Annotated in this window: 11 protein-coding genes; 2 read left to right on the forward strand and 9 right to left on the reverse strand. The window is 41.0% G+C overall.

Annotated features, from left to right (window positions below; genetic code table 11):
• Positions 1-168 precede the first annotated feature (168 nt).
• Both K6V26_RS26275 and K6V26_RS26280 read left to right on the forward strand, forming a co-directional pair.
• Complete coding sequence (locus tag K6V26_RS26275) at positions 169-573, forward strand: DUF6249 domain-containing protein (protein WP_046146218.1); 405 nt, start codon at positions 169-171, stop codon at positions 571-573.
• A gap of 115 nt (positions 574-688) precedes the next feature.
• The gene (locus tag K6V26_RS26280; RefSeq protein ID WP_224264268.1) at positions 689-2332 is read left to right on the forward strand and encodes a peroxiredoxin family protein; all 1644 of its coding nucleotides are present in this window, start codon (positions 689-691) and stop codon (positions 2330-2332) included.
• On the opposite strand, the gene K6V26_RS26285 is transcribed toward K6V26_RS26280, so the two are convergent.
• The 9 genes from K6V26_RS26285 to K6V26_RS26325 form a co-directional block, all read right to left on the reverse strand.
• The gene (locus K6V26_RS26285; protein WP_224264269.1) at positions 2304-3431 is read right to left on the reverse strand and encodes a sensor histidine kinase; all 1128 of its coding nucleotides are present in this window, start codon (positions 3429-3431) and stop codon (positions 2304-2306) included. The two genes, K6V26_RS26280 and K6V26_RS26285, sit on opposite strands and share 29 nt — an antisense overlap.
• Positions 3432-3441: 10 nt before the next feature.
• Complete coding sequence (locus K6V26_RS26290) at positions 3442-4869, reverse strand: TlpA family protein disulfide reductase (RefSeq protein ID WP_224264270.1); 1428 nt, start codon at positions 4867-4869, stop codon at positions 3442-3444.
• Positions 4870-4984: 115 nt separating this feature from the next.
• Complete coding sequence (locus K6V26_RS28755) at positions 4985-5197, reverse strand: LytTR family DNA-binding domain-containing protein (RefSeq protein ID WP_224265883.1); 213 nt, start codon at positions 5195-5197, stop codon at positions 4985-4987.
• Complete coding sequence (locus K6V26_RS26300) at positions 5118-5744, reverse strand: LytR/AlgR family response regulator transcription factor (RefSeq protein WP_224264271.1); 627 nt, start codon at positions 5742-5744, stop codon at positions 5118-5120. The genes K6V26_RS28755 and K6V26_RS26300 overlap by 80 nt, the downstream gene beginning before the upstream one ends.
• 61 nt (positions 5745-5805) lie before the next feature.
• Positions 5806-6447, reverse strand: a complete 642-nt coding sequence (locus K6V26_RS26305; RefSeq protein ID WP_010800704.1) for a carbohydrate-binding family 9-like protein — start codon at positions 6445-6447, stop codon at positions 5806-5808.
• Between the two features lies 1 nt (position 6448).
• Entirely contained in the window at positions 6449-7108 is a 660-nt protein-coding gene (locus tag K6V26_RS26310) for a LysE family translocator (protein WP_009859783.1), read from the reverse strand.
• Between the two features lie 132 nt (positions 7109-7240).
• On the reverse strand, positions 7241-8791 hold the full coding sequence (locus K6V26_RS26315) for a sulfatase family protein (protein ID WP_009859782.1): 1551 nt from the start codon (positions 8789-8791) through the stop codon (positions 7241-7243).
• A gap of 175 nt (positions 8792-8966) precedes the next feature.
• Entirely contained in the window at positions 8967-10604 is a 1638-nt protein-coding gene (locus tag K6V26_RS26320; RefSeq protein WP_010800703.1) for a RagB/SusD family nutrient uptake outer membrane protein, read from the reverse strand.
• Positions 10605-10610: 6 nt separating this feature from the next.
• A complete protein-coding gene (locus tag K6V26_RS26325; RefSeq protein ID WP_224264272.1) occupies positions 10611-13970 on the reverse strand; it encodes a TonB-dependent receptor in 3360 nt (1119 codons plus the stop codon).
• Positions 13971-14078 lie beyond the last annotated feature (108 nt).

Here is a 14078-nt window from a genome sequence, read left to right on the forward strand (position 1 = left end):
AACATACTGTCGTAGCCTATTTGATGATTATATACGTATTACATAAAAATGTGATTTCTCCATTTTCAAGCGATTTTTTATGGAAGATATAATGAAACCTGTAACCTTTTCTAAGAAGCTGCGTCAAACTTATAAACGAATTAATAATAACATTTAATATTTACTGCTATGATGGATTTTATAATGGTTCCGCTGATTGTCGGAATAGTTTGTGCCGGTATTTACGGCTTGTTTGAATTGTTTGTACGTAAAAAAGAACGTTTGGCTATTATTGAGAAGATTGGGGATAAACTGGAGCCTTCCGCTTTCGATGTGAAGATCGGTTTACCACGTCTGGCTACTAATTTCTCTTTTAGTTCATTGAAAACCGGGTGTTTGCTGGCAGGAATCGGATTGGGGTTGCTGGTCGGATTTATTATCTCTGTGTCGCTTACAGATTTTGATATTGATAATTGGGGACGGCGCGAATTGATCAGTACGGTATATGGTGCATCTGTCCTGTTATTTGGTGGGATCGGACTGATTGTCGCTTTTGTTATTGAATTGAAGTTATCGAAAGATAAAAATAAATAATCTGGGGAGTTGTGTGTTAGATAAGGGTGGGGGTATACTTCCATCCTTATTTTTTTGTTTATTGTGGCATATTACTTACTTTTGATAAATTATTAATCCTTTGATTTGACTGATTATGAAAATGAAACTATTACTTTTTCTGATGATTTGCCTCAGTGTCGCTTGTACAAAGCAAAGCCGTGTTATCGATTATCCGGTTATTGATAATAAAAATACAACAATTATGGAAGTTTATCGGGTGGAGCTGACAGATACGGCAACGATTCTCTATGCAGAAATGTACAACCGTCCGAATTATTGGGTTCGCCTTTCTTCGGGTGCCTATCTGGAAGGTGTTACTTCGGGAAAGAAATACAAATTACTGAAATCGTCCGATTTTGAACTGGATAAGGAGATTTATATGCCTGAATCCGGCAATTCTCCGGCTACGTTATTCTTTGAGCCGGTAGATGAGAATGAAGAAGCCATCAGTTTTATCGAAGGATCGGAAAAAGGTGATTTCCATATCGAAGGCATACATTTGAAAAAGCAGCCTGCTCAACCCGGTACTTTTGAATGTGTACTGGAAGGAGAAGTAATAAACCGCCCTGAAAGTTCCCGCCTGACATTGATACGTGCCGGAAAAGATATGCGTACTACCCCGTTTATTTCTATCCCTGTCAGGGATGGTAAATTCAGTTATACGTTGACTGCGAATGAAAACGAGACCTACGAACTGGTTTTCTGGGAAGAGCACTTGAACGGTGCCTGGCGTCCGACCTATTTTATCTCCGAGAAAGGGACTTTACATTTCACTCTCTATCCGATGGAACACCGTCCGCATAGTATCTTACAAACGGAATCCGCTTTGAATAAAGAAGAAATCCGTATGCAGGAGGAAATGGAGAAATTGTATCCTGTGAACCAATTGGAAAAGGACCGGGATGCCCTGGGCCAGGAGGAACGCTATTATTCAAAAGAAATGTATGATTTAAAGAAACGTATATCTGCTGCGAAAACGGACGAAGAACGGAGAACGCTTTATCCGGAATATGACCGTTTGAACAAAGCCGGAAAAGAGTTCTCGGAAGAAGGCATTGCGCTGAATAAGAAGTATAAAGAATATTTTGAGGGCATTCGGCAATGGAAACTCGATTATATGCAAAAAGAACCGACATTGAACGGCTTATGTATTTTGAAACAGATGCTTGACCGCGCTATTATGATGGCCCGCTATAGTCCGGGTGAGGAAGATGTTTCCGTCTATCAGGAGATATTTGAAAACAAGTATAAAGAAAAATTCTCTTCCCATCCTTATATCACGGATATGGAGCGTATCATTGCGAGTTTGAATGTAAAGGTTGGAGGTTCTTACATTGACTTTTCTGCCCCGGACCTTGAAGGGAATATGGTAAAACTTTCGGATCAGATAAAAGGGAAAGTAGCTTTAATCGACTTATGGGCTTCCTGGTGCGGACCGTGCCGGCGTTTATCCTCCAGCATGATCCCTATTTATGAAGCATTTAAAGACAAAGGATTCACCGTAGTTGGTATTGCCCGTGAAAATAATAACACGGATGCCATGAAAAAGGCAATCGAACAGGACAAATACCCCTGGTTGAACTTAGTCGAACTGAACGATAAAGGAAATATCTGGGAAATGTACGGTGCCGGCAACAGTGGCGGCTGCACCTATCTGGTAGATAAGGATGGAAAGATTTTGGCAATCCATCCTTCGGCAGAAGAGGTGACTAAGATTTTGACGGAGATGTTACCTTGATCATAATGCGGACTTCTTTTTCCGGATGGGAAATGATTGACAGATCATGCTTGTTCGGGAAAAGAAGTTCTAATTTATCATAGATGCTTTGTAATCCATATCCGGGAATGAAGCCTGGCTTGAAAGGGGCTCCGGAATCTTTTACTGAGATAATGAGCCGGTTGTTATCTTTTCTAATGACAATCCGTATAAGAATAGAATTCAAATCTACATTCCAACCATGCTTAATGCTGTTTTCTACAAGTGGCTGAAGTAACATTCTGGGAATAAGTTCTTTTTCACATTCTGTATCGCATTCTATTTTATAATCTAGTTGGTTCCCGAAACGTATTTTCTCTATATCCAGATACGTGTTTATCATTTCGATCTCTTCTGAAACACAGATTAAATTTGTTTGCTCCTTATTAATGCTGTATCTGAAAAAACGAGAGAGGGCCAATGCCATTTGTCTGGTTTTTTCTCCATCGACGAGGGCGAGTCCGGCAATCGTATTGAGAGAATTGTATAAGAAATGAGGATTAATTTTAGCATGAAGAGCTTCCAGTTGAGCATGGATCAGCTCTTTTTCCAGGATAGTTTCTTTTATCTTACGTTGTTTCTTTTCTTCTGCTTTTTCCAGTAGGTAAGTATAGAAGTACCTGGAAGCAATTAATATAATGGAAAAGATCACTGTTGTTTCCAGCATCTCATCAAAATGACCGGGAATAAAGCTATAACTTCCGTCAGGAAATCTTTCTGTAATGATTTTAGTGATTTGATAATTTCCGGCCAAGGCTACAATGGTTAATGTACCCATGAGTAAACCTCCGGTAAGTAAAGTTTCAAGAATTATCCTCCATTCTTTATTGAGCCGGTATAGTTGGTCTGCAATAAGATGAAAAAGAATGTAAGAGAAAAAGAGTGAAATGACTAGTTTTATGCTAATAGGGTCATTGTATTTTTCCAGGTATATCACCTGGCCACCTAATGAAATCAGTATAAAACTGAGTCTGTTAAGCCATTTGTTAGAGATGACTTTTTTGAGAATGAAAGATAGAAAGGGATACGTGATAATAGCGATTGTTATTATAAATATTACTCCTTCTATATAATAATTCATTGTATGTCCGTTATTCATTGCTTACTTGTTTTAATTGTTCAACGACTTTTTCCAGATTATCGGGGGCGGCAGCTTTTTCTATCGCTATTTTTCCATCTTTCCCGATGATTATAAATTGTGGAATGGCTAACATCCCTTTATTTCCCAGTGATGCATAGAGAGACTTGGCCAATGTGATTCCTGCCTGTAAGTGGTATCCCTCCAGTTTGTAATAATAAACCATTTTCTTCCATTTATCCCGATTTTCCGGACGGTCCAGTGAAATATATAAATAGATAATGTCCATTTCTTTAGTTGCATTTTTTAATGCCTTACTATATGCAAACATTTTCTGGCAAGGGCCGCACCAAGTTCCCCATAAATCGATATAGATGATTTTTCCTATGAAAGGATGTACGGCTTCTTCCAGATTTTTTAGTATGGTATCTGTGGGAAGAATGGTTATATTGTTGGAAGTTTCCGGTATATGATGAAATTGTCTGATTTTCTCTATTTCAGGAGATAATATGCCGATGAACTCGCTTTGTGGAAACTCGGAACAGAACCGATCGTAAAGGGAAGGTATGTCTTCACTGAAATCACGTTGAAAAATGTCATTATAGATTAAACAGGCCCAGGCATATTCCAGGTATTTCCCTGTTCTCTTCTTTTTATATTCATTCAAAAGAAATGTATTGATCTTGTCCCTGTCTATATCCTGTGGGGAATGTTTTTCAATAATGAAGTAATTAATGGTTGTGTTCATATATAGCATTCGTTCATATTCCGAATAGCAAAGGTTTGCCTCTTCTTGGAAGTCAAACGAAAGTTGTTTTTTTATTTCTTTAAGCCATTCGTCGGTTATTTTTCGATTGTTGTAGAGGTTCAATATCTTTTTATAAAACAAATGTGTAAACATGCAATTTATAATATGACTCTGATTATGAATAAAATCGGAAGATACGTTTTGACCTTTAAGGAAAGTTATTAATTCGGCCTGTTTGTTATTGACAATCTGTGTAAATTCTTTCAGTGAATCGACCGCGTGAAGTTCATGATGCTTGGAATAGGAAATGCTGTGGCAATACTCTTCTGTTTTTTGTATTTCTTGCAAGCATTGATTATAAATGGTATTGGTCCCGGAAAAGAAGGGTTGGTTATTTCGGATCCGGATTGTATCGTGGCTGTCTTTTGTCAGATAGACACGAAAAGATAAACGATCTTCTGTCAGAAGATTGAGGACTACTGGTTGTTGTACGGGTAAACTGATATGGAAGACCCCATCAGGTTCTGCCTGTTTCGTTTGAAATAATGTATAAAAAGGAAGATGTTCGCTATCTGAAAATTGATAGCTGATTTCTTTGTTTTCCTTTTCCGGAATGATGATGAGAGTTGCCTGTTGTCCTCTTAGTTGGCAGAAAAACAGAAGACAGAATAAAATGTAATAAAGTCTTTTCATTGTTTCATTCATTTAATTAATAGTAAGGCAAATCTAGCAGGTTAGAAGATGTTCTGAAAGTGAAATTCTTTGAACCTGAAAAAATGAAAGGCAAACCTGTATTATCGGACTGTAACTATAAATCGAGCTCTTCCCGGATCACTGTTATATAGCTGGTTCCGGTGGTTATATGGGTATGGGGTCTATCACTCATAACCAGAATGAGCCGATTATTGAAATATTTATGTATCTCTTCTATCTTCTCTTTATTAACGATATATGACTTTTGGACACGTAGGAACGAGCTCGGAAGACGTTCTTCCAATTGACTCAGGTTGAGGTCGGATATACTCTTTACCTTCGTCTGTAAACAAAGAAACGTAACCGTCTGCCGATTTACAAAATGTAATATCGGAACAGCGGACCAATATGATTTTAGATTGAACATGAATAGGAATGGCGCTTGCTTTCTTTTGGCTTTTTTGAAGTTGGGCGAACAGCTGATTTAATTCTGTATAATTGATAGCTGGCGATTTCAGGTTTAATCGCTTTAGTTTATGAATACATTGTTCGAAACGTTTTTCTTCTATAGGCTTTAACAGATAGTCGATCGAATTTTCATTAAAAGCCTGAATAGCATATTGATCATAAGCGGTGGAAAAGATAACGTAGGGTTGAGAAGATAGCTGTTCCAGCACCTCGAAGCCATTCATATCCGGCATTCTGATATCCAGAAAGAGAAGTTCCGGTTTTAGTTTCTCACATAACGAAATAGCTTCTTTGCCGGAAAAGGCTTCTCCCGCAATTTGAATTGTATCAGCATGATTTTTGAGCAACTCTTTCAATGCGTAATGTGCAGCCGGTTCATCGTCAATCAATAGAGTGGTAAAAGGCATATCAGGAGGATTAGGTAATTGAACTATTCCCGGGATATACTCTCCGGGAATAGTTGATATTTTATAAATAAATCTCTCCGAAAAACTCCGGACGGTGGAAGTCAGGGCTTGGGAGGTCTATCGGGTTCCAGCTGACAAAGTGGGGATATTCTGTATCGTCCGCACATTTGTAGAAATTGCCCAGGATTTTTTCCGGCAGGTTTTCCGGATCGAGTCCCATGAGCCTGAAGGGGATAGATACGACCAACTCCCAGGAGAATACACCTGTCTTTTCTGAAAAAGGTTTGTTCTCTATGGATGAATACCGACGGATAGAAGTGTATTCATCGGTGTTTAGCGATCTTTTGATATCACGCGACTGGCGGCGGGCAGCATCACAGGTTCCGATACAATTGAACTCGAAATTCATGTAGTTGTGATCATCGACCGTTTTCATGAAAAACTCGACACAACTATCTGTATAAACCGGGGAACCGTCTGAGCTGTGAACAGCCTTTAATGAATTCCCTTTTACGAAATAACGGATATAAAGATTTTCATCCGTTCGCGCAATATCGAAAGCGACAATTGGTTTATAAGGGTATTCTTCCCAATTGATGACATCGATATACTCTCGCTGGGCTTTGTTTTCCAACAGAAAACCGACTGATGATAAATCCAGCACATCCAGCGTTACTAAATAAGGTACTTTAAGCTTCTTCATGTTAATTATAGATTTGGAGCAACGGCAAATGGAAATATGAGGTGAGGAGTACCGATAATACCCCTACAATAGCCAATATAATGATGACTGTCCCTACAATCCGATTCAATAACCATATTCCCCGTACATTAAACCACTTTTTTAATTTCGCAACTATATATGTGATGCCGAACCACCAAAGGACGGCACCTATTCCTATGCATATTATTCCTCCCACCAACATCCAGACGGAATGATCCGGCAACACAAATCCAAAACGCGCAAACAGTCCTATATATAGCAGCACGATTAATACGTTGCTAAAGGTAAGAAGAAAAGCTGTAATAAAATCCTGTGTGAACGATAACTTTTTTTCACGTTGCTTTTTTAAGTTTTTTACAGGATTGGATTGATATATGTAGTAACCGAAAAGACCGAGAACGATACTGCCCATTAGTTGGAGCGGTGCCTGGTTGGCTTCCACGAAGTTGACGACAACTCCCATTCCCAGGCAGGTCAGTGCCGCATAGATGACATCCGATAAGGCTGCTCCCAGGCCGGTAACGAAACCGTGCCAACGTCCTTTGTTCAATGTTCTTTGTATACACAACATACCTATCGGGCCCATAGGGGCTGATACAAGTACGCCTATCACAATTCCTTTACTAATAAGTCCCAGCATTATCCTTTTATTTTCTGCCAAATTGCCACAAAGATAATGCCTATTCCCTGATAAAAAAAGGTAAAAACATAAAAATGGCCCGGAACTTTCGCTTCGGACCATTGATTTATAGTCTAAACAGATAAAATCTGATTATTTAGGTTTGACTGTATTGTTACGTACACCTTTCAGAATTTCCTGTAACTGATAAACGACTTCCGGACGTTTTTCGGCGAGGTTTTCCTGTTCGCCTACCTGTGTCATATCGTACAGTTGAGGAGTTTTGGAATAACCGGTCTCGATCTTCGGTCCCCAGGGAACTATTTTCGGTCCGTTGCTGGTTTCAATGTATTTCCAGTCTTTTGTGCGGACAGACAACGTATGGTCGGATGCCTGTTCGATCACCCAGGGACGGTCGGCATTGTCTGTTCCCAGCAAAGTGCCCAGATAATTGTAACTGTCGGGGGCTGCTCCCTTGGGAAGGACGGAACCTGTCAGTGCTGCCAGTGAAGCGAACCAGTCAACCTGCGACATTAATGCGTCAGAGACTTGGCCTTTTTTTATTTCTTTCGGCCAGCTTGCAATAGCAGGGATACGGGTTCCGGCTTCAAATGCACTGTATTTACCGCCGCGTAACGGACCGCCCGGCTTATGATCGCCCAGCAGTTCTTCTGCCTGATCTGCATAACCGTCATCCACAACAGGACCGTTGTCGCTGGAAAGGATGATCAAGGTGTTTTCTCTCAGTCCCAGCCTGTCGAGTTCGTCGAGGATTTGTCCGACACTCCAGTCAAACTGCACGATAGCGTCGCCTCTCAATCCCATCGGGTTCTTGCCTCTGAAGCGGTCGTGCGGGAAGCGGGGAACATGTACGTCGTTTGTCGCGAAATACATGAAGAAGGGTTTATCTTTGTTTGCTTTGATGAAATCGAGGGCATGTGTCGTGATGGAATCTGCCAGGTTTTCATCTTTCCATAAAGCCTTGCCGCCGCCTTTCATATAACCGATACGTCCGATACCGTTTACGATAGCCATATCATGGCCGTGGCTGTGTTTCAGGTTATATAGAAGTTCCGGATGATCTTTTCCTAAAGGTTCGCCTTCGAAAGGTTTCTGATAACTTACTTCGATAGGAGCGGACGGGTCGTAGTTGGCCACTTTTCCGTTTTCGATGAATACACAGGGAACACGGTCGGCTGTCGCTGCCATGATATAGGAATAGTCGAATCCTAAATCACCTAATGCGGCAGGCAGAGGAGCGTTCCAGTCCTGTTCGGCAGTCTTGTCGCCCAGTCCCAGATGCCATTTACCCAGGGCAGCTGTTGTATAGCCTGCATTTTTGAACATATCGGCAATGGTATAGCGTTCCGGGCGGATAATCATTCCGGCATTACCGGCAGCGATGTCTGTACCGGGTCTGCGCCAGGCATATTCTCCGGTAAGCAGGGAATAACGGGATGGGGTACTGGTGGCCGCTGTTGCATGTGTGTTGGTAAAGCGGATACCACTGTCTGCCAGTTTGTTTACATTTGGCGTTTGTACGCGGGTTGCTCCATAGCATTCCAGGTCACCATAACCGAGGTCGTCGGCATAGATAAAAATGACATTCGGGGTCTTTGCCTCTTTCGCCTTTTGGGCATGAGAGGTGGAAGGGGAGAATAAGAAAGCTCCCAGTCCGAGACCGATCAATACGTTTGATTTCATAATATTTAAAGTATATATAAGTTTATGATATTTTTGTTTAGGAACTAAAGGTCTGCATTTTTTCTATATCCGCCTTGCTGTACGCTGTATTTTTAACGGATATTGTCTACTTTAAAAAGAAAAAGGGATACCGGAATATAAATAACCGATATCCCTCCCTTCCTAATTAACCTATTTATCTTAAGTTCGGATTGATGTTTTGTTCGGATAATGGTATAGGCCATGTGTAATCCTGTGGACTACGGAAGTCACGACGGCCTGCATACCAACGGTAGTGGCCTGTCGGATCTACGAATTTAGTAGAAGCCGCATAGGTTGTAGAGCCAGGATAAGGTGCACCCCATATCTCACCAACCAATACTTCGTGTGCAATATTCCAGCGCATAATATCCCAAAAACGGATACCTTCGTAAGCCAACTCGATGCGACGTTCATTGCGGACGATTTTACGCAATTTATCCGGATTGGTTTCTGTTGTCCCAGGCATTTTGACGTCGGATCGTCCGCGTACTTTGTTGATTGTTGCATCCAGTACGTTTTGATTGATAGATTGTCCGCTTTCAATCATACATTCCAGATAACTTAACAGTACTTCTGCATAACGGATGATCGGGGTAACAGCACTATAACTTTGTAAATCATTGATCGGATTTTCATCGTAATATTTACGCCACATAAATCCGGTTTTGGACGCTTCCGAGGAATAGTCTACACGCTCTTTCTTTGATGCATCGTAGTCTGGATGCATACGGTATTCGCTTCCCATGAATGTAGAACCGTTATAGTAAATGGTGTAATCCAAACGCGGGTCACGATTTTCACCTAAATTATCCGGATTGAAACGTGGATCATCATAACTGAAAGGTGTTCCGTCGGTGAAAGCATATGATTCGAACAAACCGGCGGTAGGATTCGATAAACTCCAACCTCCGTCTTTGGCTGACAATCCGTGTTGTGGCAAACCACAACCGAAATAGTTCTCCAGATAAGCAATATAATAGATATTCTCTTTATTGCCTACGCCGGTTCCGGGATAGAACAATTCTGAGTATTTACTGTGAAGGTCATTATCTCCCAGGTCGATAATCTCTTTATATGTTTCAGCTCCTTTAGCCCATTCTTTCATTAACATATAGGTTCTTCCCAAGAATGCCAGTGAAGCCTGTTTGCATGCACGTCCGGTTTCTGATGATTTTATTTCACTGAAACGAGGCAGATCATTGGCCGCTTCTTTAAATTCTGTGGCACACCAGTTTAAAATATTAGCTTGCGTCTCTTTCGTGACGTTGTTTGATTCTTCACCGGTGAGAACGGTTGTAACTAAAGGAACATCTTTGAAATAACTAGCCAGGTAATGATACTGTGTGGCACGCAGAAAACGAGCTTCGGCAATCATACGTGTTTTTGATTCTGACTCGGTTGCACTTTCAATTCCGGCAAGGAAACGGTTGCACATACCGATACGTTTGTAAGCCGAACTCCAGTATCCGGAAATGAAGCTGTTGTCATTCTGTAGCTGCCCGCTGGAGATTTTGAAAAATGGATTGTTTTCTCCGCGACGGTCAAATCCGTTGTCTGTAAGATGTTCTGTGAACAGGAGACCATGATACGACCAGAAGTCGGATACGGAATATTCCAACCCGTTGGTGATATTGCCCCTGTATAAGCTAGTTAAAGCCAATGAACCGTTCTTTTCAGCATCCCAAAAATTTTCTTCCGATAAATCTGTTAGCGGATAACGTTCCAGGTCGCATGAAGATAAGAATAACGATGCGCATAAAGCTGTATAGGCGATATATTTTAATCTTTTCATAAGATTCTAGAATTTTAATGTTAGACCAAGAGTATAAGTAGACATGGTAGGATAGTACTGAGCGTTGTTGCTGGTATTTTCAGGATCCCAACCTTTGCGATAACCTTTGAAGGTTAGAGGGTTGTCTAAAGATACGTAAAATCTTAGGCCGCTTGAACCGAACTTCTGGCAAAGTCTGTTCGGCAAAGTATAACCTAATTGGATATTACGTACTTTCAGATATGAAGCATCTATTACCCAAAAATCGGAAGTCAGCGTATTGTTACTACCGGCGTTCGACATTACTTCCAGGCGTGGATATGCCGGATAGCGATTGTCTTGTTGAACGTTCCAACATCCTTCCATCTGCCATTTCTGGATGTTACCTTCCTGATAGAATGCATGACCTGCATAAACAGATAACATACCTTTTACTTTGGCAACACCTTGGAGAAGCATACTGAAATCGAAACCTTTGTATTCTGCACCCAGGCTTAAACCGAATGTATATTTAGGAATGCGTGAGCCCAAATAAACTTTATCGTCGGTGGTTACTTTTCCATCACCATCCGTATCTACATAGCGGATATCTCCGGCTTTGGAGCCTTTGGCTATTGTGCTTTGGTCATACCATTCGCTTACTTCGTCGTCAGTCAGGAATACGCCGTCTGTCTTATAGCCGTAAAACATTTGCATTGGATAGTCGATAAACAAATCACTACCGTTACCGACCATACCGTTGTTCTGAGTAACGTTCCCCATACCGAGTGTCAATACTTTGTTGTTGATAATGGAGAAATTACCATTGATATGATAACTAAAATCTCCAAGTCTGTTTTGATGTCCTATTTCAAATTCCCAACCTTTGTTTTCTACCTCACCGGTATTTACCTGAGAAACACTCAGACCGAAGATTGAAGAATAACTGGCGGACGGTTTGTATAAGATGTCTGTTGTTTTACGATAGAAGTATGAGGCGTTGAATGTTAATTTATTGTTAAAAAGAGCCGTTTCGATACCGAAGTCGGTTGTACGGGTACGTTCCCATTTAAGTGTCGGGTCTACATAAGTAGTTACTGCTGCTCCCTGTGTATATACACCACCAAATACATAATTTTGTGCTTGTCCCAATGTGTAAACAGATTGGTACGGGTAGTTACCAATATTGTTGTTACCCAATACGCCGATAGATGCTTTGAGTTTCAAATTGTCGACAAAAGACAAGTTTTCGTTTTCCTTCCAGAACTGTTCTTCAGAAACACGCCATCCCCCGGCTACAGACGGGAAGAAACCGTATTTACTATCTGTTGGGAAACGAGAAGAACCGTCGTAACGCATGGTCGTTTCGAACAAATAACGTTGGTCGAAGTTGTAAGTTAAACGGCCGAATACTGATTGGATAGCCCATTCGTAACCGCCACCACCGTTTGTTTGTCCGTCTGCTCCGCCGGCGCCCAGATAAGGAACATCATCTGATGGAAAATTATTACGACTGCCGGATAAAGTCTGCTGGCCTTCGTCTTCCCATGTATAACCAACTAATGCAGCCAGGTTGTGTTTTCCTGCGATGGTCGTGTTGTAATCGGCAATAGCCTGGAATGTCTTGTAAACAGTACGTTTCATCTCGTCTGTCAAGCTGGAAGGGCCAGTACTTTTTCCACCGGCAAGTTCCATGTCGCAACGATAATTACGGGTATGGTTCAATGTATAATTGTAACCGCCGATAACTTTTAAAGTCAATCCCTTGATAGGTTGATAAGAGAGTTCGGCATTCGATTTGAATTTATCATAATCTTCGCGATAGAAAGAGGCGCAATCAACCCATGATACCGGTGTACCCATTAATTTAGGGCCTAAGCCGACTTCTCCGGTCGAGAGGTAACTTGGTGTTAAACCAGGGAAACGTACAGCGTTGGAAATAATACTTTTATATCCGCCGCCATCCATTGAACCCGGTGTTGAAGGTTCGTGACGATCGGAAGCCATACCACTTAAGCGCACACTTAATTTTAAGTTTTTAGCCAGTTCGGCATTCAGGTTTACGCGGGCGTTATAACGATTGTAGTAGTTATTGTCCAGTAAACCGTCCTGGTGTAAATAACCTAAAGATGCCATGTATTGTATTTTTTCCGTACCGCCACTGGCACTCAATTCATGTTTGGTTTGCAATGCGTGACCACCCAATAAATCTTCCAGATACATTTCGTTGGCATAATTGTCCGGGTCGGAACCATCGCGATATTTCTGAATCATTTCCGGAGTATATGTTTCTTTTCCTATGGCCATGTTATAATACTCGGCGTATTCATAAGAACGGGCTAATTCCGGTAATTCTGTTGCCTGGCTCATTCCGACAGAACCGTTATAAATGATACGGGCTTTACCTTCTTTACCTTTTTTAGTTGTAACCAGTATAACTCCATTGGCGGCACGTGAACCATAAATTGCAGAAGAGGATGCATCTTTCAGTACTGAAATTTGTTCTATATCGGTAGGTGTTAAATCACTTAATGAACCGGGAAGACCATCTACTAATACCAGCGGGCTGGGGGTGGCACCGAAAGAACCGACACCACGAACACGAATTGTTCCGGCATCCTGTCCTGGGTTTCCGCTTTCTTGTGTGATTGTAACGCCAGAAAGTTGGCCAGTCAACATGTTGGAAACATCAGGTACGGCACGTGCTTCGAGCGCTTTGCTGTCAACAGAAGCAATAGAACCGATCACGTTTACTTTCTTTTGTGAACCGTATCCTACGACAACCACCTCTTCAAGTGCTTGTGTGTCATCCATTAATTGGATATCAAAATTCGTGTTATTTCCTTTTACGGGTATTTCTTTTGTAAGATACCCGATATAAGAAATTTGTAAAACACTTCCTTCAGGAACTTCCAGAGAGAAAGCGCCGTCCAGATTGGTTATCGAACCAGTAGTGGTACCTTTTACTATGACATTGGCACCGATGATTGGCAATCCGGTGGCATCTAAAACAACTCCGGATATTTTTTTCGGGTTGTTTTTATTTTGTGCCGGAGTGGTTTGTTCTGCTCGAGCAGGAACGATTACAATGTGTTTATCTTCAATTTTATAAGAAAAACCGGTATCCTTCAAAACTTCAGTCATGACTGAAGACAAGATTTTATCACTAAAATCTTGTGATATTTTTCTATTGATATCTAGTTTTGTCTGATTATAAGCAATACTTAGGCCGGTTTGTTTTTCTATCTCTTCAAATACTTTCAAGATAGTATTATTGTTTCCGGTAATTGTAATGCGTTGATTTTGCCCCCAGCTTATAGTACTGGTGAATAGGGCTAACGATGTTAAGATAAATATTTTACGAAAATTTAGGAGTGCTTTCTTACTCTTTTGATAGTTTAAATTCATACTTTTGCGTATTAAATCAATGAATACTAAATTTAAGATCCCTAAGATTTTAAAATGCTGTTGGTTGATTTCGGGGGTCCGGAAAAGGTGTCGTGATTTTTTTCCGGT

Origin of the sequence: Parabacteroides goldsteinii, from assembly GCF_020091425.1 — a bacterium.
In the GTDB taxonomy this organism is placed as follows: domain Bacteria; phylum Bacteroidota; class Bacteroidia; order Bacteroidales; family Tannerellaceae; genus Parabacteroides; species Parabacteroides goldsteinii.